The organism is Delftia sp. PX-1 (genome assembly GCF_055797465.1).
On sequence record NZ_CP184763.1, the window covers coordinates 2,421,516 to 2,443,840 of the forward strand.

At 68.4% G+C, this 22,325-nt stretch carries 17 protein-coding genes; 6 read left to right on the plus strand and 11 right to left on the minus strand.

Translation table 11 applies throughout. The annotated features are described in order from the left end of the window. Positions 1–41: 41 nt before the first annotated feature. Both ACN20X_RS11145 and gorA read right to left on the minus strand, forming a co-directional pair. Positions 42–269, minus strand: coding sequence for a hypothetical protein (locus tag ACN20X_RS11145; protein WP_473210603.1), 228 nt, complete (start codon positions 267–269; stop codon positions 42–44). 688 nt (positions 270–957) lie between these two features. Next, positions 958–2,307: a glutathione-disulfide reductase gene (gene gorA / locus ACN20X_RS11150; protein WP_473210604.1), complete on the minus strand. Its 1,350-nt coding sequence runs from the start codon at positions 2,305–2,307 to the stop codon at positions 958–960. A 388-nt stretch (positions 2,308–2,695) separates the two neighbouring features. Here gorA and ACN20X_RS11155 point away from each other — a divergent pair, with 388 nt between their 5' ends. Beyond that, a complete protein-coding gene (locus ACN20X_RS11155) occupies positions 2,696–4,741 on the plus strand; it encodes an Ig-like domain-containing protein (protein ID WP_473210605.1) in 2,046 nt (681 codons plus the stop codon). Positions 4,742–4,779: 38 nt separating this feature from the next. On the opposite strand, the gene ACN20X_RS11160 is transcribed toward ACN20X_RS11155, so the two are convergent. Continuing rightward, on the minus strand, positions 4,780–5,868 hold the full coding sequence (locus tag ACN20X_RS11160) for a tartrate dehydrogenase (protein WP_017406912.1): 1,089 nt from the start codon (positions 5,866–5,868) through the stop codon (positions 4,780–4,782). Between the two features lie 130 nt (positions 5,869–5,998). On the opposite strand from ACN20X_RS11160, the gene ACN20X_RS11165 reads away from it, so the two are divergent. After that, on the plus strand, positions 5,999–6,913 hold the full coding sequence (locus ACN20X_RS11165) for a LysR substrate-binding domain-containing protein (protein ID WP_473210606.1): 915 nt from the start codon (positions 5,999–6,001) through the stop codon (positions 6,911–6,913). 33 nt (positions 6,914–6,946) lie between these two features. Here ACN20X_RS11165 and ACN20X_RS11170 read toward each other — a convergent pair whose 3' ends face one another. The 3 genes from ACN20X_RS11170 to ACN20X_RS11180 form a co-directional block, all read right to left on the minus strand. Beyond that, positions 6,947–7,393 (minus strand): GatB/YqeY domain-containing protein, encoded by a 447-nt coding sequence (locus tag ACN20X_RS11170; RefSeq protein ID WP_016449728.1) that lies wholly within the window; start codon positions 7,391–7,393, stop codon positions 6,947–6,949. 116 nt (positions 7,394–7,509) lie between these two features. After that, positions 7,510–7,722 carry a 30S ribosomal protein S21 gene (rpsU, locus tag ACN20X_RS11175; RefSeq protein ID WP_003052999.1) on the minus strand — a complete coding sequence of 71 codons (213 nt, stop codon included), beginning with the start codon at positions 7,720–7,722 and terminating at the stop codon, positions 7,510–7,512. A gap of 165 nt (positions 7,723–7,887) precedes the next feature. Continuing rightward, positions 7,888–9,108, minus strand: a complete 1,221-nt coding sequence (locus ACN20X_RS11180) for a BaiN/RdsA family NAD(P)/FAD-dependent oxidoreductase (protein WP_473210607.1) — start codon at positions 9,106–9,108, stop codon at positions 7,888–7,890. 69 nt (positions 9,109–9,177) lie between these two features. Here ACN20X_RS11180 and ACN20X_RS11185 point away from each other — a divergent pair, with 69 nt between their 5' ends. Continuing rightward, entirely contained in the window at positions 9,178–9,681 is a 504-nt protein-coding gene (locus tag ACN20X_RS11185; protein ID WP_017406259.1) for an acyl-CoA thioesterase, read from the plus strand. Here ACN20X_RS11185 and ACN20X_RS11190 read toward each other — a convergent pair. The 5 genes from ACN20X_RS11190 to ACN20X_RS11210 all read right to left on the minus strand — a co-directional run bounded on the left by ACN20X_RS11190 (position 9,668) and on the right by ACN20X_RS11210 (position 18,877). After that, positions 9,668–12,631: an ATP-binding protein gene (locus ACN20X_RS11190; protein ID WP_473210608.1), complete on the minus strand. Its 2,964-nt coding sequence runs from the start codon at positions 12,629–12,631 to the stop codon at positions 9,668–9,670. The two genes, ACN20X_RS11185 and ACN20X_RS11190, sit on opposite strands and share 14 nt — an antisense overlap. A 252-nt stretch (positions 12,632–12,883) precedes the next feature. Continuing rightward, a complete protein-coding gene (gene cobA, locus ACN20X_RS11195; protein ID WP_252652766.1) occupies positions 12,884–13,696 on the minus strand; it encodes a uroporphyrinogen-III C-methyltransferase in 813 nt (270 codons plus the stop codon). 26 nt (positions 13,697–13,722) lie between these two features. After that, on the minus strand, positions 13,723–14,637 hold the full coding sequence (ybiB, locus tag ACN20X_RS11200) for a DNA-binding protein YbiB (protein ID WP_016453799.1): 915 nt from the start codon (positions 14,635–14,637) through the stop codon (positions 13,723–13,725). A 98-nt stretch (positions 14,638–14,735) separates the two neighbouring features. After that, entirely contained in the window at positions 14,736–17,573 is a 2,838-nt protein-coding gene (locus ACN20X_RS11205; RefSeq protein ID WP_473210609.1) for a nitrate reductase, read from the minus strand. Positions 17,574–17,623: 50 nt separating this feature from the next. Then, a complete protein-coding gene (locus ACN20X_RS11210; protein ID WP_212646088.1) occupies positions 17,624–18,877 on the minus strand; it encodes an NAD(P)/FAD-dependent oxidoreductase in 1,254 nt (417 codons plus the stop codon). A gap of 413 nt (positions 18,878–19,290) precedes the next feature. Here ACN20X_RS11210 and ACN20X_RS11215 point away from each other — a divergent pair, with 413 nt between their 5' ends. From ACN20X_RS11215 to ACN20X_RS11225, 3 genes are all read left to right on the plus strand, one after another. Then, on the plus strand, positions 19,291–20,979 hold the full coding sequence (locus ACN20X_RS11215; protein WP_016449720.1) for a methyl-accepting chemotaxis protein: 1,689 nt from the start codon (positions 19,291–19,293) through the stop codon (positions 20,977–20,979). A 122-nt stretch (positions 20,980–21,101) separates the two neighbouring features. Beyond that, entirely contained in the window at positions 21,102–21,752 is a 651-nt protein-coding gene (locus ACN20X_RS11220; protein WP_016449719.1) for a DUF937 domain-containing protein, read from the plus strand. Positions 21,753–21,874: 122 nt separating this feature from the next. After that, a complete protein-coding gene (locus ACN20X_RS11225; RefSeq protein ID WP_016449718.1) occupies positions 21,875–22,315 on the plus strand; it encodes a CBS domain-containing protein in 441 nt (146 codons plus the stop codon). Positions 22,316–22,325 lie beyond the last annotated feature (10 nt).

Sequence of the window (22,325 nt, forward strand, 5' to 3'; positions counted from 1 at the left end):
CGACCCGGTCAACGGGGACCGGGCATCGAGTACATCGGTTGTCATGGATCTGTCTCCTTGTTGAGTGTGGTGTTGCGCCCCGGCCGCTGCTCAGCCCCATAGGCGCTGCGGGCCAAGAAGGCTTCATCGGCCAAGCGGCTCCCGGCGCCGCTGCCCGCACGGTGGAAGGCCTCCAGCGCGAACACTGCTTTCAGCCTGCTGCCCGGCGCGTGCGTTTGCCGCAGGGGCCAGAAGCTGGCCTGCATGCCGCCTGGCGTGGGCTCGCCCATGCCCTGTCTTCGAATACAGTCTGGGCATGGGATGTCTCCTCGGTTCCGATCGCGGATCTCGACCCATGGCTTCTGGGTTGATGCGGGAAATTAAGGTGTATGCACTCCAATTAAGTCGGATTGCCTACAAAGGAACACCAAGGCTTTCCATGGAGTGATGCCTCTTTTTTCCCTGCTTGTAAGGATTGTGAATTTTTCTATTTGCCTTGACTATCGGGAAAATACTTTGTTTGTTTTTGACTATCGATTTGGGAATTTAAGCGTAGGCGCTTGAAATTTCCACCGTGTACGGCTGTTTCCAGCAGGGCCGGCTGCAGTGCGCCAGAGTGGCGACGCAGGATCCAAGGACGGTGGCAATGGTCGACACCGCAAGGAGTTGAAATGTCAGCCCCCAGCCATGCAGGCATCGGCGGCATGCAGGGGCAGGAGGTCCATTTCGGAGAAGGGAGAAGGAGCGGCGGCAGCTGTGGATCGCGCGCAGCTTCTGGGTGCCCACCAGCGTCCGCGAGGCTGGCGTCAGGAGCACGGCGCAGATCGGCCTGCTCACGGCCATTTCCGATGCCTTGGCCAACCTGGGCGGCCTGGCGGCCACCTGTTTGCCGGGCTGGCTCAACGAGCTCACGCACTCGCCCGGCGCGTGTCCTGCCCAAGGCCGTGGTCAACCGCTGAGGTCAGCCTGTGCGCCTGTTCAGCGCATGGTCACGAACTCCTCGGCCGCCGTGGGGTGGATGGCCACGGTGTCGTCGAAGTCGCGCTTGGTGGCGCCCATCTTCAGGGCCACGGCAAAGCCCTGCAGCATCTCGTCCATCCCCAGGCCGATGCCGTGTATGCCCACGATGCGTTCCTCTGGGCCCACGCAGACCAGCTTCATGCGCGCGGGCTGGCGGTGGCGCGTGACGGCCGTGTACATGGCGGTGAAGGCCGACTGGTAGACCTTGACCTGATCGTCGCCAAAGCGCTCGCGCGCCTGCGGCTCGGTCAGGCCCACGGTGCCGATGGGCGGGTGGCTGAAGACCACGGTGGGTACGTTGTCGTAGTCCAGGTGCTCGCCGGTCTTGCCGTTGAACAGGCGCTCGGACAGGCGCCGGCCTGCGGCCACGGCCACGGGCGTGAGTTCGATGCGGCCCGTGATGTCGCCCACGGCGTGGATGCCGGGCACATTGGTGTCCTGGAACTTGTCCACAGCGATGTGGCCGCTGTCCTGCAGCGCCACGCCTGCGGCCTCCAGGTTCAGGCCCGAGGTGTCGGGCCGGCGGCCCACGGCCCAGACCACGCAGTCCACGGTGTGGCTGCTGCCGTCCTGCAGTTGCAGGTCCAGGCTGCCGTCTGCGTTGCGGACCACGGCCTTCGGGGTGGCCTGGCGGTGCACGGCGGGGCCTTCGGCCTCCATGATTTCCATCAGGGTCTGGCTCAGCAGCGGATCGAACCCGCGCAGTGCCGAGTTCTGGCGCAGGAACAGATGGGTCTGCGAGCCCAGCGCGTGCAGCACGCCGGCAATCTCCACGGCGATATAGCCGGCACCCACCACGGCCGTGCGCGCAGGCAGGGCCTTGAGGGCAAAGAAGCCGTCGGAGTCGATGCCCAGCTCGGCGCCCGGAATGTCGGGCCGTGCCGGGCGCGTGCCCGTGGCGATGAGGATGTGATCGGCACTGAGCCGCTGGCCGCCCACCTCCACGGTGCGCGCATCCACGAAGCGGCCGAAGCCCTGGATCAGCTCGACCTTGTTGCGCGCCAGGCCGATTTCATACGAGGCATGGATGCGGTCGATGTAGGCGCTGCGGCTGTCCAGCAGGCGTTGCCAGTCCAGGCGGTTGACGGTGGCATCCCAGCCGTAGTCGGGGCCGTAGCGGTGCATGGCCTCGCCGATCTGGGCCGCATGCCACATGACCTTCTTGGGCACGCAGCCCACGTTGACGCAGGTGCCGCCGATCTCGCCGGCTTCGATCAGCGCGCAGTGGCGCCCGTGCATGGCGGCGCGGTTGGCCGATGCAATGCCGCCGCTGCCGCCGCCGATGACGATGTAGTCGTAGTGCTTCATGGAGATTCCGTGCTGTGTCTGAGCGGCCCGAATGCCGCAGCCGGCCATCTTGCCCTGTTCGCCGGCCAGGGGCCTGCGGCGGGGGCAATGCCGCCATCTCCGCGCCCAGACGACGGCCCGGTTGGACGGCGTATCGCCGCTTTGCAGGGCCGGGGGCAGCAGGCGTTTGGTGGCAAATGAACTGACGGTGGCGCGGCAGCCCGCGTTGCGCAGGGGGCGGGACGCACTGTCAAGAAAAGCGCAACGCGCAGTCAAGGCGCGGGCAGGTGCGGCCGCTAGGCTCCTGCATTGCCGATACCCCCGGCACGGACCAGAAGAACAGCAAGTTGAAACGGGAGTGCATGTGAGAGAACGAGGCAGTCGCCTTCAGGCGGAATTTTCCAGGGCCATGATGCCGTGGGTGGTGGTATTCGGAGCCGGCCTGCATTGCGTCGCGGCCGTGGCCGCGCCGGCGCAGGGGCTGGTCATGACGGGCTACCAGACGCAGTCCAACGCTTGGTATACGTCCATGGTGACCGAATACACGTTCAGCGTGGGCGGCGTGGTGCAGCAAGGCGGCTCGCCGCCCTCCACTGCGGATTGGGTCACCCCTTCCAACTACTGGGATGACGGCTGGGGTCTCAACAGTTGGAACGAGGACTACACATACAGCTACCAGGGCCAGGTCCTGCGGACGAGCGATCCCATGGGAATTCCCGCAGCGGCAGCCTGGGCCACGATCAGCTCCTTTCAGATCGAGGGGTCCTCCCTCCCGCGCCCCATCGACAGCACTGTTTTCCACTATTCGCTCGATGGCATCCAGACCCTGCTCGCCATGGACGCATCGACCATCCCCGCCAATGCGGTCTGGGCGGGTCTGTCATCCCTGTCCGATGGGTGGCATGCAGCGCAAAACCCTGGGTTTGCCGGCTATGTGCTGGGCCGCCCGGTCTTCAGTCTGGCTCCCGTCGTCGACCCGCAGGCGGGCGGTGTGACGGCCAAGGCCCGCGTGGCGCTGGACCGGGACGGCACGGGCTACTGGCAGGTGCTTGCTGCGGCCGCCGCGGCGCCGGATGCCGCCGCGCTGCAGGCCGGCGGCTCCCCGGTCGGCATGACGGCAGGCGTGGTCCACGATATCGATATCGGGGGGCTGGCGGTGAATACGGCCTACAGGCTGCACTTCATCGCCAGGGATGGCGCAGGCCGCGTGCAGCCGGATGTGGCCAGCGTGCCCTTCACCACGCTCAGGCTGGAGCAGACCATCGACTTTGCGCAGCCGTCGGCGCAAACCTTCGGCACGACATTCACGCCCGTTGCAACGGCTACCTCCGGCCTGGCCGTGACGTTTTCCGCATCTGCGCCAGAGGTTTGCACCGTCGATGCCGCAGGGGTGTTCAGCTTCCATTCCGCAGGCACTTGCACGATGACGGCCCGGCAGGGCGGCGACGCGACCTATGGTCCCGCCCCCGAGGTGGCTTACCCGGTGACGGTGCAGCCTGCTGCGCAGAACATCGTCTGGAGCATGCCGGCGCCCCTGGTCGTGGATGCACGGGTGGCTCTGAGCGCCGCCGGCGGTGGCTCGTCCCAGGCCGTGCAGTTCAGCTCCCTGACGCCGGCGGCGTGCTCCGTCAGCGGTGCCGAGGTGTCCGGCAGGCTGGCGGGTACGGACAACTGCCTGCTGGCCGCCGATCAGCAGGGGGATGCCAACCATCTGCCTGCGGCCCGGCAAGTCCTGTCCCTGAGCATCGGCAAGGGCGCGCAGGCCATTGCCTTCACTTCCGTGGCGCCAGCGGCCGCCAAGGTGGGCGATACCTATGCCGTGGCAGCAACGGGCGGGGCTTCCGGCAAGGCGGTGGTGTTCTCCGTGGATGCGGCGACGGCTGCCCATTGCACCATCGCGGGCGGTTCTGTCTCCTTCATTGCGCCGGGACCCTGCCGCATCCTGGCAGACCAGGCCGGCGATGCGAACTACGAGGCGGCGGCAAGGCAGCAGCAAAGCGTGCAGATCGCCCAGGCCACAACCACCCTGGCGATCACCTCCACCCCCAACCCTTCCCGGCCCGGCGACGATGTGACCATCAGCGTGTCGGCCGTGACCGGGGCGCAGGACCGACGGGGGGCGCTGCGGGCGATGGCGGCGGCGCTCCCCTCGGGCAGCATCACGGTCTCGTACAACGGGGCGCAGCTGGGGTCGGCGCCCCTGGTTGGCGGCGCCGCCAGCATCACGGTCCGGCTGCCCGTGGCGGCCGGATCCCATGGCCTTGTGGTCGACTACAGCGGGGATGCAGTCCACGCCCCGATGAGCCAGGGCTTCACACAGGCCGTGGTGGCGGCGCCGGTGCCCACGCCTGTGCCGGCCCTGCACACCGTGGCGCTGGTCATGCTGAGCCTGCTGGCGGCCGGGATGGGGGCCGGCAGGCTGCGCAGGGGCCGCATGGGCCGCATGGGCCGGTAGGCCAGGCTGCCGGGCGGCATGAACCCCGGCGCGGCGCCTCAGGCGGCAGCGATGCGCCGGGCGATGGCCTGGCCCACCTCGGTGGTGCTGGCCGTGCCGCCCAGGTCGGGCGTGCGCGGGCCGCTCCTGATGACTTCCTCGATGGCCGAGACGATGGCGTCGTGCGCCGCGCGGCCTGCGCCCTGGCCGTGGGTCAGGAAGTCCAGCATCAGCGCCGCCGACCAGACCATGGCGATGGGGTTGGCGATGTTCTTGCCGTAGATGTCGGGCGCCGAGCCGTGCACGGGCTCGAACAGGCTGGGGAAGCTGCGGTCGGGGTTGAGGTTGGCCGAGGGGGCCAGGCCGATGGTGCCCGTGGTGGCCGGGCCCAGGTCGCTGAGGATGTCGCCGAACAGGTTGGTGGCGGCCACCACGTCGAAGCGGCCCGGCTGCAGCACGAAGCGCGCGGTCAGGATGTCGATGTGCTGCTTGTCCAGCGTGACTTCCGGGTAGGCCTTGGCCACGTCCTCGGCGCGCTGGTCCCACCAGGGCATGCTGATGGCGATGCCGTTGCTCTTGGTGGCCAGGGTGACGTGCTTGCGCTCGCGGCTTTGGGCCAGGTCGAAGGCGTACTTGAGCAGGCGCTCGGCGCCCTTGCGCGAGTAGACCGATTCCTGGATCACGATCTCGCGGTCCGTGCCCTCGTACATGATGCCGCCCAGCGAGGTGTACTCGCCTTCGGTGTTCTCGCGCACCACGTAGTAGTCGATGTCGCCGGGCTTGCGGCCGGCCAGCGGGCAGGGCACGCCCTCGAACAGGCGAACGGGGCGCAGGTTGATGTACTGGTCGAACTCGCGGCGGAACTTGAGCAGCGAGCCCCACAGCGAGACATGGTCGGGCACGGTGGCGGGCCAGCCCACGGCGCCGAAGAAGATGGCATCCATGCCGGAGAGCTGCGCCTTCCAGTCGTCGGGCATCATTTTTCCGTGGGCCAGGTAGTAGTCGCAGTGGGCCCAGTCGAAATGGTGGAATTCGAGCTTGATCGCAAAGCGGCTGGCGGCAGCTTCCAGGGCGCGCAGGCCTTCGGGCATGACTTCCTTGCCAATGCCGTCACCGGCGATGACGGCGATCTTGAATGTGTCTTGCATGGTGTCTGTCCTTGGATCGAATGGATGGATATGAAGCGGCGCCGCTGACAGCCTGGCCGCATGCATGGCATTGTTGGCTGCGCCAGGGCTAAATACAATCGGCCAACTGTGGTTCCATTATTTACAGATCGTGAATAAACAGCCGTCTCCCGAAGACCTGCGCGTCTTCACCGTGGTGGCCCGCAAATCCGGCTTTGCCGCTGCGGCCGAGGAATTGGGGGCTTCGCCCGCCTATGTGAGCAAGCGCATCCGCCTGCTGGAGGAAGAGCTGGGCGTGAAGCTGCTGCACCGCACCACGCGCCGCGTGGCCGTGACCGAGGAGGGCGAGCGCGTCTTCCACTGGGCGCAGCGCATCCTCGACGACATGGACCAGCTGATGCAGGAGGTGGTCATCACGCGCAGCGAGCCGCGCGGCCTGCTGCGCGTGAGCAGCAGCTTCGGTTTCGGGCGGCATGTGATCGCGCCCGCGCTTTCCAGGCTGGTGGAGCGCCATCCGGGGCTGCAGGTGCGGCTGGACGTGTTCGACCGGCTGGTGGATGTGGCGGGCGAGGGCTTCGATCTGGATGTGCGCGTGGGCGACGAGATCGCGTCCCACCTGATTGCGCGGCGCCTGGCCGACAACCACCGCGTGCTGTGCGCCGCGCCTGCCTACCTGGCGCGCCGTGGCACGCCGCGCACGCCGGCCGAGCTGTCGGCCCATGACTGCCTGGCCATCAAGGAGCGCGACCAGGCCTTTGGCGTGTGGCGGCTGCGCGCGGGCGCGGCCGAGCAGGCGGTGAAGGTCACGGGGCCGCTGTCGGCCAACAACGGCGAGATGGTGGTGCAGTGGGCCGTGGACGGTCGCGGCATTGCGCTGCGCTCGCTATGGGATGTGGGCGCCCATCTGCAGGCCGGGCGCCTGGTGCAGGTGTTGCCCGAATGGCGGCAGGAGGCCAATGTCTGGGCTGTGTATCCGACGCGGCTGCAGCTGTCGGCCAAGGTGCGGGTGTGCGTGGAGTTCCTGCAGGAACACTTCAAGAAGGAGTGGATGGCAGCCGCTCCCTGAGCGGGGCGGCTGCTGCAGCGGACTGGCCGGGGATCAGCCTGCCAGGGCGGCCTTCACTGCGGCGGAGACCTGGCCCATGTCGGCCTTGCCTGCCAGTTGCGCCTTGACCGCGCCCATGACCTTGCCCATGTCGCCGGGGCCGGATGCGCCCAGTTCGGCCACGATGGCCTTGACGGCGGTGGCCACTTCCTCGGCCGACATGCGCTCGGGCAGGTAGGCGGTCAGCACGGCCATCTCGGCCTTTTCCTTGTCGGCCAGGTCCTGGCGGCCCGCGCCCTCGAAGGCGGCGATGCTGTCCTTGCGCTGCTTGATCAGCTTGTCCACGATGGCGATGACGGCGGCGTCGTCCAGCTCGATGCGCTCATCGACTTCCTTTTGCTTCATCGCTGCCTGCAGCAGGCGGATGGTGCCCAGGCGCTCGCTGTCCTTGGCGCGCATGGCGGTCTTCATGTCTTCGGTGATCTGGGCCTTGAGGCTCATGGCTTTTCTCCTGAGGTGATGGCGTCGGAAAACACGGAACAAAAAACAAAAAACCCGCGCCTGGCGTCCCGAGCGCGGGTTTTGCGGCTGACGAGAGCCGGCTGGTCAAGGGCTGATCAGTACAGCTTCTTGGGCAGCTGCATGCTGCGAACGCGCTTGTAGTGACGCTTGACGGCGGCAGCCTTCTTGCGCTTGCGTTCGGCAGTGGGCTTCTCGTAGAACTCGCGAGCGCGCAGGTCGGTCAGCAGGCCGAGCTTTTCGATGGTGCGCTTGAAGCGGCGCAGGGCAACTTCATAGGGCTCGTTTTCTTTTACGCGGATGGTGGTCATTAGCTAGATTTCCAGATATCTGTGCTGACAGCGGGTTCCCGGGAAGATCGGGCCTGAGAGCCATGTTCAGCGGTTGGTCCCCGTCCAAAGTTAACTAGTATTGGCCGACGGGGCGATTGCCAGCAAAGCGGGCGATTATACGCGAGACGAAAGCGGTCTGACAAATCAGGCAGAAGGCAAGGCCTGCGCACAGGCGTACCCACTGGCCCAGGCCCATTGGAAGTTGTATCCGCCGAGCCAGCCGGTGATATCCACCACTTCGCCAATGCAGTACAGGCCCGGCTGGGTCTTGCATTCCATGGTCTGCTGCCAGAGCGCCCGCGTGTCCACGCCGCCCAGCGTCACTTCCGCCTTCTTGTAGCCTTCCGTGCCCGTGGGCACGATCTCCCAGCGTGACAGGCGCTCGGCCAGCTGGTTCAGGGCCTTGTCGGAGGCTTCGGCGATGGGGCGCTGCCAGGCAGCATCCTGCTGCACCCAGGCATCGGCCAGTCGCGAGGGCAGCCACTGCGCCAGTTCATTGGCGATGAGCTTGCGCGAGCGCGACTTGGCCCTGAGCAGCTCGCCCTGCAGGTCCACCTCGGGCGCGAGGTTGATGCTCAGGGGCGTGCCGGGCTTCCAGTAGCTCGATATCTGCAGCACGGCCGGGCCCGACAGGCCCCGGTGCGTGAACAGCAGGTCTTCCATGAAGGCCATACGCTCTTTCTTGCTACCGGTGCTGATCTCCACGGGCAGGGCCAGGCCCGCGAGCTGGGCGTAGGGGGCCCAGGCGTCGCCATCGAAGGTCAGCGGCACCAGGCCCGGCGTGCGTTCGACCAGGGGCAGGCCGAATTGCTGGGCCAGGCGGTAGCCGAAGTCGGTGGCGCCGATCTTGGGGATGGACAGGCCGCCCGTGGCGATGACCAGGCTGGGCGCCTGCACGGCGCCCCGGCTGGTCTGCAGGCGGTATTGGCCGTCCGAGTGCGCCACGGAATCGACCTTGCAGGGCTGCCAGCGCTGCACGCCGCCGGCCTGGCATTCGGCCAGCAGCATGGCGATGATGTCTTCGGCCGAGCGGTCGGCAAACAGCTGGCCCTTGTGCTTTTCATGGTGGGCGATGCCGTGCCTGTCCATGAGCGCAATGAAGTCGGCCGGCGTGTAGCGCGACAGGGCCGAGCGGCAGAACTGCGGGTTGCCGCCCACGAAGTGCTTGTGGGGCGCGCGCACGTCCAGGTCGCGGTTGGTGAAGTTGCAGCGGCCACCGCCCGAGATGCGGATCTTCTCTGCCACCTTCTCCGCGTGGTCCAGGAGCAGCACCGACAGGCCACGCTGTCCGGCCTGGGCCGCGCAGAACAGACCGGCCGCGCCGGCGCCGATGACGATGGCGTCGAAAGAGAGGGAAGAGGTCACAAAAACGTCACTCGGGGGGCAAAAGGGCGCCCATTCTCGCGCAATGGCGCTTTTTCCTAGAATCCCGTGATGAATTTCCCATCGCACCAGCTGAGCATGACTGTGCTCATGTCGCCCGACATGGCGAACTTTTCGGGCAACGTCCATGGCGGCGCCGTTCTCAAGCAGCTCGACCAGGTGGCCTATGCCTGCGCCAGCCGCTACGCGGGCCGTTATGTGGTCACGCTGAGCGTGGACCAGGTGATGTTCCTGCAGCCCATCCACGTGGGCGAGCTGGTGACCTTCCTGGCCAGCGTCAACCACACGGGCAAGTCGTCGATGGAGATCGGCATCAAGGTGGTGGCCGAGGACATCCGCACCCAGGTGGTGCGCCATGTGAACAGCTGCTTTTTCACCATGGTGGCCGTGGACGAGAACAAGCAGCCGGCCGCCGTGCCGACGCTGGTGCCGTCCAACGACGAGGAAAGGCGCCGCTGGCAGGCTGCGCTGATCCGCAAGGACCTGCGCCGCGAGCTGGCCCAGCGCTTCGAGCAAAGCCGCGTGACGGCCAGCAGCACGGTCAGGCCGGGCTGAGCGTGGAGGGCGCGGCGGGCGGCGGATGCCAGGTGCCGGGCGTGCCGCCCTGCAGCTCGTTCCGCACCTGTTCGATGACGCGCCTGAGGTCTTCCATGGCAGCCGGCTTGGACAGCACCTCGTCGGCGCCGGCCTGCAGGTAGCGCAGCGCTTCGGAGGCTTCGGGGCTGGCGGTCAGTGCGATCACGCGGCAGCGGCGCAGCTGGTTTTCGGCCTCGCGCTGGCGCAGGCGCCGGATGAACTCGAAGCCGTCCATGAGCGGCATGCGTCCATCGGTGATGATGAGATCGAAGGACTCGACCAGGCAGCGTGCCCAGGCTTCCTGTCCATCGCCGGCCAGGCAGATGCCGTGGCCCAGCGCGGCCAGCTGGCTCTTGAGCAGCTCGCGGTTGAACAGATAGTCTTCCACGGCCAGGATTCTGAGGTCGGACCCGGACCCGGGCTGTGATGCGGGCAGGGGCTCGGCACTGGCCTGAGGCTTTCCTTGCAGCGCCACCGAGGCGGGCAGGACCAGGGGCAATATTCCCTCTGACGCGGGCGTGACGTCGGCCTGCATGCGGTGGTCCGGCTCCACCAGTGGCAGGCTCAGCCTGACCGTGAAGCGCGAGCCTCGGCCCGGTGCGCTGTCCACCGTGATGGTTCCCCCCATGTGCTCCAGCAGGCGCCGCGTGATGCTCAGGCCCAGGCCGCTGCCAAAGGCCCTGTCCTGGTGGGCGCCTTCCACCTGCGAGAAAGGCTGGAACAGCCGGGCCTGGTCCTGCGGCGCAATGCCGATGCCCGTGTCCTCGACCTCCATCTGCAGCAGAAGGCGGTCATGCCGGCTGGCGCCATGCGCGCGCAGGGTGACGCTGCCGCGCTCGGTGAACTTGATGGCATTGCTGAGCAGGTTGAACAGCACCTGCTTGAGGTGCAGCGGGTCGGCCGTCACGCTGTGGTCCACGCCGCTGCCCACTTCGGTGCGCAGCGACAGCCGCTTGCCGTGGGCCAGGCCTTGCAGCAGCGGGGCCATGTCTTCGATCAGCGGGCGCAGTGCCACGGGCTGGAGCGTGGAGTCGATATGGCCCGACTCGATGCGGTGCAGATCCAGCACATTGCCCAGCAACAGCAGCATGCCCTGGGCGGCCTTGTGGGCGGAGGCCAGCATATCGCGGTGGGGCAGGCCGAGCTTTTCCCGGTCCTGCGCCAGTTCCAGCAAGCCGATGACGGCGCTCAGCGGCGTGCGTATCTCGTGGCTGGTGGTGGACAGAAACAGGCTCTTGGCCTGGTTGGCGGCCTCGGCGCGCCGCTCGGCCCGGCGTGTCCTGCGCATCTGGCGGCTCAGGTAAAAGCCCCAGACCAGTGAGATGACCGTGACCAGGGCCAGCGCCCCGGCCAGCAGCAGCAGGCGCTGGCGGTGCTCGCGCCAGAAGCTCGCGCCGTTGCCGTTATGGTGCGGCGCCCAGTGGTGGACGATTTCGGCCACCTCTTCGGGTGCGATGGACAGCTGGGCCTTTTCCAGGATGCCCAGCAGTTCAGGTTCGGCGGCGTGCACGGCCAGGCTGATGGGGCGGGTGTAGTCGTCCAGGATGCCGGTGAGCTGCAGCCGGCTGCCCAATTGCTGGGCGTTGGCATAGCGCGCCGCGTAGTCGTTGCCCACGAAGGCATCGCTGTCATTGGCCGCCACGCTGGCCAGGGCCTGGGTCAGGTCGGCATACAGCTGCAGCCGTATGCTCGGATGTTCCCTGCGCACCGTGCTTTCGAGAAAGAAGCCCGCCACCATGGCCACGCGCTTGCCCTCCAGTCCCTGGAGGTGGTGTATGGGTTTGTCGCGCGGGGTGCCTGCGTTGGCCTCGGGCCGGGCCATCACCACGACCGTGCTGCGCAGATAGGGCGGCAGCAGCCTGATATCGGGCGAGGCCGTGGGCGGCGAGGTGTACGCCGGGGTGAGCAGGGCCTTGCCGGAGCCCAGCATGGTTTCGAGTTCGGAATAGTTGCGCGCGGCGATGTACTCGAACTGCAGGCCGGCGCGGCGGCTGATCAGGTCCAGGTAGTCGGGGCCGATGCCCTGGGCCTGGCGGTCGGCATCGAGCTGTCCCAGCGGACCCAGCGAGCCGTTGAGGACCACGGGAATGCGCGGATGGGCATCCAGCCACTGCTTTTCCGAGGGCGTCAGCGCCACGCGGTCGCCGCCCAGCAGCGGGCGGCGGCTTCCACTCCAGCTGCGCAGGATGTCGTCGCCGTGCTGCACGGTGATGCTGGGCAGGGCCTGGTCCAGGTAGGCCTTCAGCTGTGCATCGCCATGCCTCACCAGCATGCCGAAGCCACGGCTTTCTATGGGCGCAAAGCCCTGCACGCGCAGGTTGAGCAGGTAGTTGGCCTGGATCAGGTAGTGCACCGTGACCGTGTCGCCGACGAAGCCGTCGATCTCGCCCAGGCTCAGCGCCTCCAGCGCGCGGCGGGGTGTTTCATAGGTCAGCAGCTCGCTGAGGGGATAGGCGGCAGCCACCTGGGAGCGCAGCAGCTGGTCGGGCGTCATGGCCAGCCGCGCACCCCGGCGCCGAACGTCGAAGGGGGCATTCGACGGGGAGACCAGCACGGGCTGGCTGGGCAGGTAGGGCACGCTCAGGGCCAGGTCGGCGCGCTCGGCTTCCAGCTCGGTGCCGCCGCAGGCCAGGTCGATCTCGCCGCGGCGCAGCGCATCGAGCACGGCCGCACGCGATCCATAGGACTTGAAGCGCACGGGCGTGGGAAAAAGCAGGCCCAGGTGGTCGGCCGTGATGCCTTGGAAGCGATCGCCATCGATCATGCCCAGCGGCGGATGGTCCGGCGTGGAAATGCCCAGCGTCAGCGGCCCGCGCGCCTGCAGCCATTGGCGGTGCGCAGGCGTGAGCCAGGGCTTGGCGCCTGCCGTGACGCGCGTGGCCAGCACCATGTCGGCGCCGCTGGCCAGGCCGGGCATGGGCATGGCCATGCCAAGTGCGCAGCCGGCCAGCAGTTGGGCCGCCAGGTGTCGGCATGCCGGCCACCATGCCTGCGTCGCTGTGGAAGTGAGAGTACGGCTTGATGTTTTCATTGAATCCCCCGGTGGCGCTGCCGCCGTCCGGCGCAGCTGACGGCCTGCGAAAACGGTCTAGACGCTGTTTTCGGCAACCAACAGGGGATTTTTAATGAAAACTAATGATTTTATCTATCGATAGATTTTTTCTTTGTTGCAGCTCGGCACTCAGGCGGCAGCAACCGCAGGGTTGGGCTGCTCCTGGGGTTCGGCCATTGCCCGAATGCCATGGACCACATCTCCAACGACGATGACGCTGGGGCTGCCCAGTCCGGTGTCGGCAATGCATTGCACGAGCGTGTCCAGCGTGGCCAGTGCATGGCGCTGCTGCGGCAGGCTGGCGTGCTGGATCACGGCCACGGGCGTGGCGGCGGGCAGGCCGTGCAGCAGCTCGGCGCGGATGTGTTCCACGCTGCTCACGCCCATGTAGATCACCAGGGTGAGCCGGGCATCGCGCGCGGTGGCGGCCAGCTGGCGCCAGTCCGTGCCGCTGTCGCCGGGCTTGGCGTGGCCGGTGATGAAGACCACGCCGTGCGCCCGGTCGCGGTGCGTGAGCGGCGCGCCCAGGCTGGTGAGCCCGGCCAGGCCGGCCGTGATGCCGTTGACGACCTGGACCTCGATGCCGGCCTCGCGCAGATGCTCCACCTCTTCGCCGCCGCGCCCGAAGATGAAGGGGTCGCCGCCCTTGAGGCGCACCACCGTCTCGCCATCCTGCACGGCGGACAGCATGAGCTTTTCGATGAAGGCCTGGGGCGTGCTCTTGCAGCCGCCGCGCTTGCCCACGTAGACGATGCGCGCCGTGGGCGAGGCATGGGCCACGATGGCATCGCTGACCAGGTCATCGACCAGCAGCATGGTGGCCGTCTGTATGGCCTTGAGGGCCTTGATGGTCAGCAGCTCCGGGTCGCCGGGGCCGGCGCCGACCAGGGTGCAGCTGCCGCGCCGGGCGGTGTTTGCGGGGGTGGGGGACGGGGTCGTCATGGCGGGGCTCCGTTTTTCTGGGGTGTTCAGCGAATCTGATCGGCAAGGTGGACGATGTGTTCCACCTGGCGCGTGAGCGCCGGCGGCACGGGCAGGCGGCCCGCAAGCACGTCCTCGGTGTAGCGCGCCGTGGTGTCCACGTCGATCTCGGCGGGCAGGCCCGGGATTTCGGAGGCCGTGCCGCTTTGCTGCTCGGCCAGCAGCTGGTGGGCGCCTGCGACGAATCCGTCGTAGCGCGGCAGCCGGCGCGGGTCGGCCGCGACCTCGCCTTCCAGCCCGCGCGAGAGCAGCACATTCATGCCCAGCGTCCCGAAGGTGCCGTGCAGCATGGGCAGGTACTCGGGATGGGTGTAGGCCGTCACCAGCAAGGACGGGCCGTCGCAGGGCGCCAGCAGCTTGACCACGCTGTGGCCCGGATTGCGCAGGCCGATGACCTCGCGCACGGACAGCAGCCGGGCCAGCGCCGGATGCAGGTGTTCGGTATGCAGATGGGCCACCTGGCCGCCATCGAGTGCCTGGGGTGCCTGCAGCGGCGCAATGCCCAGCGCCTGCAGCACATCGCTGGCCAGGATGCGCCGCGCCTCGGTGCGCATGCCGTGCAGCAGCACGGGCAGGCCTTCGCGCGCCAGCAGCAGGGCCAGCAGGGGCGTGAGCACGGGCAGGCGGCGCGCGCCGTTGTAGCTGGGCAGCACGATCACGGGGCGGCCATGGGCCGAGGCGGGAAAGCGCGCGGCGCGCGCATGCACGGCATCCAGGAAGCCGCTCATCTCCTCGACCGTCTCGCCCTTGATGCGCATGGCGATGCAGAAGGCCCCGATCTCCAGGTCGCTGACGCCGCCGTCCAGCACCTGGCCGAACAGGTCGGCGGCCTGCGCGCGCTCCAGCGCCTTGGCTCCGCGTGCGCCGCGGCCTATTTCCTTGATGTATTGGCTGATGCCCATGGCGTGGTGATCGTGGGTGGAATCCTGTGGGCGCATATTTTCCCGCAGGTTTCATTACTTTTCGCTATATATGCAAACCTGTCGTTCCATGGCCTCTTTCATGCCGCCTGCGGGCTGGGCGCAACGGGGATGTGGCGCACCAGGCGCTTGAGTTCAGGCAGGCAGGAGCCGCAGTTGGTGCCGCAGCGCAATTGGCCTTGCAAAGCGGCCAGGCGGGCATCGTCGCTGCCCTCGCAGCGCGCAAGCACGCCTTCGATGGCGGCCTCGTCCACGTCGAAGCACGCGCAGACCTGGCGCGTGCGCTGCGCCAGGGGCAGCGGTGCCGAGGCCGAGGACATGAGCAGCAGGCGCCCATAGTCCTGGGCCGGCAACTGGTCCTTCAGCAGGGTGCCCAGCCAGCTGCCGGCGCGCGTGTCTCCGGCCAGCAGCAAGGCTTCGACCGTGGTGGACAGGCTGGTGCGGTCCAGCCGCAGCGCACGGCTGTGCTGGCGGCGGCGGTCGCTGTAGCGCAGGGTGTCGGCGGCATCCAGGCCCAGCAGGGACTCGATCTGCGCGATGAGGGCGTCGTCGGGCGCCTCATGCGCGGCGGCGCGCAGCAGCACGCCGTGGCGGGCGCGGGCGGCGTCCTGCAGCGGCACGGCATTGCCGAAAGGCACGCAGCTGGCGAAACCGAAGCGCGGCATGAGGGCAGACAGCTGCTCGCGCACGGCCAGCACGCGGTCCTCGGGCAGCCAGGCCATGGCCAGCAGGGTCCAGGGCAGAGCGGCCTTTTGCAGCTTGACGGCCGTGTGCTTGAGTTCAGGCTGCTTGGATGCGGGGCAGAAGGCCGGCGTGGTCAGTGCGTTGAGGCCCCCCGTGGCCGTGCCGCCCAGGTACTCGCCGCCCCAGTGCATGGCCATGAAGAGCTGGGAGGGCGCGAGCGTGGCATCGGGCTGCACCGGCACCAGCAGGGCACCGCGGCGGCTGCTCACCTGCACCAGGTCGCCCGCGCGCAGGCCGCGCTCGGCCATGTCCTGCGGATGCATCTGCACACTGGGCTCGGCAGCCTGGCCGAACAGTCGTCCCAGCTGGCCCGTGCGGCTCATGCCGTGCCACTGGTCGCGCAGCCGGCCCGTGGTCAGGCTGAAGGGGTAGCTCGCATCGGGCGACTCGGCCAGCGGCTGCCAGGGCAGCAGGGCAAAGCGGGCGCGGCCATCGGGCGTGGGAAAGCGGCCGTCTTCGTAGAGCCGTGCGCGGCCCAGGGCTGCGCCTTCGGGCAGCGGCCATTGCTGGGGGCCTTGCGCTTCCAGCAGATCCCAGGACAGGCCGGTGATGTCCAGGTCACGCCCGCGCGTGCTTTCGCGGTGCTCGTTCCAGATGGCTTCGGCGCCTGCGGCGGCGTCCTCGGTGTCGTAGGGGAAGAGGCTGGGCCGGCCCGGGCGCAGCCGCGTTTCCATGCGCCGCGCGCAGTCCACGGCGATGTGCCAGTCATGGCGCGCGGCGCCCGGCGCGGCCACGGCGGGGCGCACGCGCGAGATGCGCCTTTCGCTGTTGGTCACCGTGCCGATCTTCTCGCCCCAGGTGGTGGCGGGCAGCAGCAGGTCGGCGTAGGCGCAGGTGGCGGTGGTGGCGAAGGCCTCCTGCACGATGACGAATTCGGCCCGCTGCAGTGCGCGCCGCACCAAGGCCTGGTCGGGCATGCTTTGCGCGGGGTTGGTGCAGGCTATCCACAGCGCGCGGATCTCGCCCTCGGCGGCGGCCTCGAACATCTCCACGGCGGTCTTGCCGGGCCGTGATGGCACGACGTCCACGCCCCACAGTGCGGCCACTTCGGCGCGGTGGGCGGGGTTGGCCAGGTCGCGGTGGGCCGACAGCAGATTGGCCAGCCCGCCCACCTCGCGCCCGCCCATGGCATTGGGCTGGCCCGTGAGCGAGAACGGCCCTGCGCCTGCGCGCCCGATCTGGCCCGTGGCCAGGTGCAGGCCGATCAGCGCGGCGTTCTTGGCCGTGCCGTTGCTGCTCTGGTTCAGGCCCTGGCAGTACAGACTGAGCGTTGCGCCACGGGCGGCGCCGTCCCGCGCATCTCCTCCCAGCGCGAACCACTGCGCGGCCTGGAAAAGGTCGTGGCGGGGCAGGCCGCAGACCTCGCTCACGCGCTCGGGCGTGGCCTCCCGCACCAGGGCCTGCAGGTCGGCAAAGCCGCTGGTGTGGCGCGCGATGTAGGCCCGGTCCAGCCAGTCTTCCAGCTCCATGATGTGCAGCATGCCGTGGAACAGCAGGGTGTCGCTGCCGGGGCGCAGCGGCAGGAAGAGGTCGGCCATGCCGGCCGTGTCGGTGCGGCGTGGGTCGGCCACGATGATCTTCATCTGCGGCCGCGCAGCACGCGCCTGCTCTATGCGCCGCGTGAGCACGGGATGGGCCCATGCCGCGTTGCTGCCCACGATGAACAGGCAGTCCGCATGGTCCACGTCCTCGTAGCAGGCCGGCGGCGCGTCGGCGCCCAGCGTGGCCTTGTAGCCCGCCACGGCGCTGCTCATGCACAGGCGCGAGTTGGTGTCGATGTTGTTGGTGCCGATCAGGCCCTTGGCCAGCTTGTTGAAGACGTAGTAGTCCTCGGTCAGCAACTGGCCGCTCACATACAGGCCCACGGCGTCGGGGCCGTGCTCCTGCGCGATGGAGGCCAGCCTGCCGGCTGCCAGGTCCAGCGCGGCATCCCAGCTGATGTCCCGGGGCGCCGCCCCGCGCGTGGTGCGCAGGGCGGGCTGCAGCAGCCGGGTCTGCCGCGCCAGGGCGGGCGAGGCCGTCAGATGCAGCGTGCTGCCCTTGGTGCACAGGCGGCCGTGGTTGGCGGGGTGCGCCGGATCGCCACGCACGCCCGTGATGCGCGCACCATCGCTTTCGATGATGACGCCGCAGCCTGTGCCGCAGTAGGGGCAGGTGGATCGGGTTTCTTGCATGGTGGGCCTGGGGTGGATGAGGGAAGGGCAGGGCACGGGGGCGGGCGCCGTCATGGGCCGCTGGCCGGGTCGGCCTGGCTGGCTTGACTTTCGCCGAACATGAGGCGGTCGCGCAGTTCCTGCACTGCCACGCCATCGCGCAACAGGCGGAAGTACCAGCCACCGTCCTCGGTGTCGCCATACAGGCAGGCGCCGACCAGCCTGTCGCCGCGCAGCACCAGCTTGCGGTACACGCCCGCGCCGGGGTCGCTGAGCACGATTTCCTCCGTGCCGTCGTCACCGCGAAAGTCGCCTGCGCTGAACAGATGAATGCCCGTGACCTTGAGCTTGGCCGAGGTCTGCGAGCCCGGATAGCGGCCGATGCCGATTTCGGCCAGGTGGTTGGCCAGCACCTTGCCCTGCTCGAACAGCGGCGCCACCAGCCCGTAGGCCACGCCCCGGTGCGCCGCGCATTCGCCCACGGCATAGATGCGCGGGTCGGTCACGGTCTGCAGCGTGTCGCTGACCACGATGCCGCGCTGCACATGCAGGTGCATCTGCTCGGCCAGCGCGGTCTCGGGTCGGATGCCCACGGCCATGACCACGAGCGAGGCCGGCGCATCGCGCCCGTCCTGCAGGTGCACGCAGGCCACGCGGCCCCGGCCGTCGCCCGTCAGCGCGCGGGTCTGGGCCTGCATCAGAAAGCGCATGCCGCGCTCGGCCAGCGAGGCCTGCAGCAAGGCGGCGGCGGTCTCGTCGAGCTGGCGGTCCAGCAGGCGCTCGCCCGCATGCACCACGGTGACCTCCATGCCGCGCTTCATGAGGCCGTTGGCGGCCTCCAGGCCCAGCAGTCCGCCGCCGATGACCACCGCCTGGCGGTGGCTGGCGGCCGCCGCGATCATGGCCTGGGTGTCGGCAATGTCGCGGTAGCCGAGCACGCCTTCCAGCTCGCGCCCGGGCACGGGCAGCATGAAGGGGCGCGATCCCGTGGCCAGGATCAGGCGGTCGTACCCGGCGCTCACGGGCTGGCCGGTGGCGTCCACGGCATGCACCACGCGGCGCGCCCGGTCCACCGCATGCACGCGACAGCCTGCATGCAAGGTGATGCCGTGCCGGGCATACCAGGACCAGTCGTTGAGGATGATTTCGTCCAGCTGCTGCTCGCCCGCCAGCACCGGCGACAGCATGATGCGGTTGTAGTTGGGGTGCGGCTCGGCGCCGAACACGGTGATCTCGTAGAGGTCGGGCGCGATCCTGAGCAGCTCTTCCAGCGTGCGCACGCCGGCCATGCCGTTGCCCACCATCACCAGCCTGGATTTCTTCATTGCGCCCCCGCATCGGTTCGAAAAGCAAAAAGGCGTCATCCCACTGCGCGGCTGCTGCCTGCGCGCGGGTTGACGCCTTTGTCCCTGGGGCAGCGGCACCTCGTTGCGCCTTGCCCCCATGGCCTGCAATGGCCACGCACGGGATGAAGCAAGCGGCATGCCAGGGCGCGCAGCCCTGCGCGGGCGCTGTCCTCGGGGCTGCCGCCCGGCGGCCGAGCCATGGTGGTGCGCCGCATGCCTCAAGGCGGTGCGCCCGCTATCGAGAGCGCGCAATCAGATGTCTGAATCGAATGGAGGTTTTGTGGCGATTTGTTTCAAATGCGACGAATCGGAGTACAACAAGCCACCGGGTCCTGCAGTAAGCCAGGGCCGCAATGACGTGAAGGATTTTTCTTCTTCAAGGGACCACGCCTATGAGAGTGAATCTGCCAGTCAGCACGCGTGAATACGCATTTCCCAAGGGCCAGACCCTGGTGTCCACCACGGACCTGAAGGGGCGCATCCTCTACTGCAACCCGATGTTCATCGAGGTCAGCGGCTACGAGCGCGAAGAACTGCTGGGCCAGCCCCACAACATGATCCGCCACCCCGACATGCCCGAGGAAGCCTTCCGCGACATGTGGGCCACCATCTCGGCCGGCCTGCCCTGGTCGGCGCCCGTGAAGAACCGGCGCAAGAACGGCGACTTCTACTGGGTCATGGCCAATGTCACGCCGCTGATGGAAGGCGACCGGCCCTCGGGCTACATGTCGGTGCGCACCGAGGCCACGCGCGAGCAGACGGATGCGGCCGAGCGCCTCTACGCCACCATGCGCGCCGAAAAGGACGCAGGGCGCAAGGTCCACGTGCTGCGCGCCGGCCATCTGGTGCGCAACAACCTGCGCGGACGCCTTGCCAGCGCGCTGAGCCTGGGCCTGGCAGGCAAGCTGGTGCTGATCTTCTTTCTGGTGGTGGCGGCGGCCTTTGGCGCGGCGATGGCGGGAGGGCACACGCTGGATGCATGGTCCGCGCTGGCCTGGCTGGCGGTCTGCATCTTCACGGGGCTGGCCGGGGCCTGGGCGTACCGGCTGACCGTGGCGCCGCTGGCGCAGATGGTGCTGCAGGCCAACCGCCTGGCGGCCGGCGACCTGACGCAGACCATACGCATCACGCGCAAGGACGTGGTGGGCGATCTGCAGAAGGCGCTGAGCCAGCTCAATGTGAACCTGCTGTCCATCGTGCGCGATGCGCGCGAGGAAAGCGACAAGATGCAGATCTCCACGCGGGAAATCGCGCAGGGCAACCAGGACCTGTCCGCGCGCACGGAAACCCAGGCCGGCAACCTGCAGCAGACGGCGGCCTCGATGGAGGAGATCACGGGCACGGTCAAGCACACGGCCGAGTCGGCGCGCCAGGCCACGGACCTGGCCACCCAGGCCAGCGAGGTGGCCGAGCGCAGCAGCGGCGCCGTCGACGGCGTGGCGGCCACCATGAAGCAGATCCAGGCCGCGTCGGGGCGCATCGGCGAGATCACGCAGCTCATCGACTCCATCGCCTTCCAGACCAACATCCTGGCGCTGAACGCCGCCGTGGAGGCCGCGCGCGCGGGCGACCAGGGCCGGGGATTTGCGGTGGTGGCGGCCGAAGTGCGCAGCCTCTCGCAGCGCACGCAGGCAGCGGCCAAGGAGATCCGCGAACTCATAGACGACTCCGCCGCCAAGGTGCTGGATGGCAATCAGCGCACCGAGGTCGCGCAGAAAACCATGACCGAATCGCTGGACCTGGTGCGGCGCGTGAACCTGCTGATCGGCGAAATCCACAGCGCCTCCAACGAGCAGCTCAGCGGCATCTCGCAGGTCAACGCGGCCGTGGCGCATCTGGACAACATCACGCAGCAGAACGCGGCGCTGGTGGAGCAGAACGCGGCATCGGCCATGGCCTTGCAGGCCCAGGCGCAGACCGTGTCGGAGACCGTGCAGGTCTTCCGGCTGGACGCCACGGCCCGGGCACCGGCGGCCGTGGCCGACGCAGTGGCGCTGCGCCGGTCCATGAAGGCGCAGGCGCCGCTGCCGCCACTGCGGCCGCCGCGCACCCAGCCGCAGCCGGCGCTGACCACGGGCTGAGCGCGATCCGGGCGCTGGAAAACATCGTTGACACTTGGGGCGCTGAGCCGTCATGCCCGCTGCACCGGCCGGCGCTACCATGTGACTTTGTGTTGACCGGGCGACCGGATGAAGGAACGACCATGAACTCCAGCTCTTCCCTGGCCGCCGAACTGATGGCCCAACTGCAGGGCGCGCCCATGCAGCAGATGGCAGACCAGATCGGCGCCAGCCCCGCTCAGACCGAAAGTGCCGTGGGCGCGGCCCTTCCCGTGCTGCTGGGCTCGCTGGGCCGCAATGCGGCCGATCCGCAGGGCGCGGCCAATCTCTTCGGCGCGCTGCAGCGCGACCACGGCGCGGCCAGCGGTGGCGCCGGCGGGCTGGATCTGGGAGGCCTGCTGGGCTCGCTGCTGGGCGGCGGCGCAGGCGCAGGCGGCAATGCGGGCGGCGGGCTCGACGGCGCAGCCATCCTGGGCCATATCCTGGGCGGCAACCAGCAGCGCGCGCAGGACGGCCTGGGCCAGGCCACGGGCCTGGGCAGCGGCGGCGCGGCCCAGCTGCTGCAACTGCTGGCCCCCATCGTCATGTCCTTTCTTGCACAGCGCGTGAGCGCAGGCGGCATGGATGCCGGCGGCCTGGGCCAGGTGCTGGGCCGCGAGCATGCGCAGGCGCAGCAGCAGGGCGGCCTGGGTGGTGGTTTGCTGGGCAGCCTGCTCGATCAGGATGGCGACGGCCAGGTAGGTCTCAGCGATCTGATGAAGATTGGTGGCAGCCTGCTGGGCGGCCGCCGCTGAAGGGCCGCATTCACTGAATCGGGCAGGGCCGGTGCGTGTGCATACACGCGCTGGCCCTGTTGCTTTTTGGGCGCAGTTCGGATGACACTAGAACCGAATTGGCGAACGACTGAAAGGCACCCATGACAGCAGTTGCAGACATTCTCAAGTCCAAGGCCACCAGCGCGGTGTACAGCATCGCGCCTACCGATTCCGTGCTCGATGCGCTGCGGCTCATGGCCGACAAGGGCATTGGCGCCCTGCTCGTGATGGAGGGCAGCGAGATCGCCGGCATCGTCACCGAGCGCGACTACGCGCGCAAGATCGCGCTGCTGGGGCGCACCTCCGGCGCCACCCTGGTGCGCGACGTGATGACGCGCGACGTGCTGTTCGTCGGCCCCACCCAGACCACGCAGGAGTGCATGGCGGTGATGACCGAGAACCGGCTGCGCCACCTGCCCGTGGTGGACGAAGGCGGCAAGCTGCTGGGCCTGATCTCCATCGGAGACCTGGTCAAGGACATCATCTCCGAGCAGAAGTTCATCATCGAGCAGCTGGAGCACTACATCTCGGGCCGGCACTGAGCCGGGGCTC

What these genes read in the sequence shown, in the direction of transcription:
- ACN20X_RS11145 (WP_473210603.1), bottom strand. Translation starts at nt 269, where the DNA reads ATGGGCGAGCCCACGCCAGGCGGCATGCAGGCCAGCTTCTGGCCCCTG.
- gorA (WP_473210604.1), bottom strand. Translation starts at nt 2,307, where the DNA reads ATGAAGCACTACGACTACATCGTCATCGGCGGCGGCAGCGGCGGCATT.
- ACN20X_RS11155 (WP_473210605.1), top strand. Translation starts at nt 2,696, where the DNA reads ATGATGCCGTGGGTGGTGGTATTCGGAGCCGGCCTGCATTGCGTCGCG.
- ACN20X_RS11160 (WP_017406912.1), bottom strand. Translation starts at nt 5,868, where the DNA reads ATGCAAGACACATTCAAGATCGCCGTCATCGCCGGTGACGGCATTGGC.
- ACN20X_RS11170 (WP_016449728.1), bottom strand. Translation starts at nt 7,393, where the DNA reads ATGAGCCTCAAGGCCCAGATCACCGAAGACATGAAGACCGCCATGCGC.
- rpsU (WP_003052999.1), bottom strand. Translation starts at nt 7,722, where the DNA reads ATGACCACCATCCGCGTAAAAGAAAACGAGCCCTATGAAGTTGCCCTG.
- ACN20X_RS11185 (WP_017406259.1), top strand. Translation starts at nt 9,178, where the DNA reads ATGAATTTCCCATCGCACCAGCTGAGCATGACTGTGCTCATGTCGCCC.
- ACN20X_RS11190 (WP_473210608.1), bottom strand. Translation starts at nt 12,631, where the DNA reads ATGGCCATGCCCATGCCCGGCCTGGCCAGCGGCGCCGACATGGTGCTG.
- cobA (WP_252652766.1), bottom strand. Translation starts at nt 13,696, where the DNA reads ATGACGACCCCGTCCCCCACCCCCGCAAACACCGCCCGGCGCGGCAGC.
- ybiB (WP_016453799.1), bottom strand. Translation starts at nt 14,637, where the DNA reads ATGGGCATCAGCCAATACATCAAGGAAATAGGCCGCGGCGCACGCGGA.
- ACN20X_RS11205 (WP_473210609.1), bottom strand. Translation starts at nt 17,573, where the DNA reads ATGCAAGAAACCCGATCCACCTGCCCCTACTGCGGCACAGGCTGCGGC.
- ACN20X_RS11210 (WP_212646088.1), bottom strand. Translation starts at nt 18,877, where the DNA reads ATGAAGAAATCCAGGCTGGTGATGGTGGGCAACGGCATGGCCGGCGTG.
- ACN20X_RS11215 (WP_016449720.1), top strand. Translation starts at nt 19,291, where the DNA reads ATGAGAGTGAATCTGCCAGTCAGCACGCGTGAATACGCATTTCCCAAG.
- ACN20X_RS11220 (WP_016449719.1), top strand. Translation starts at nt 21,102, where the DNA reads ATGAACTCCAGCTCTTCCCTGGCCGCCGAACTGATGGCCCAACTGCAG.
- ACN20X_RS11225 (WP_016449718.1), top strand. Translation starts at nt 21,875, where the DNA reads ATGACAGCAGTTGCAGACATTCTCAAGTCCAAGGCCACCAGCGCGGTG.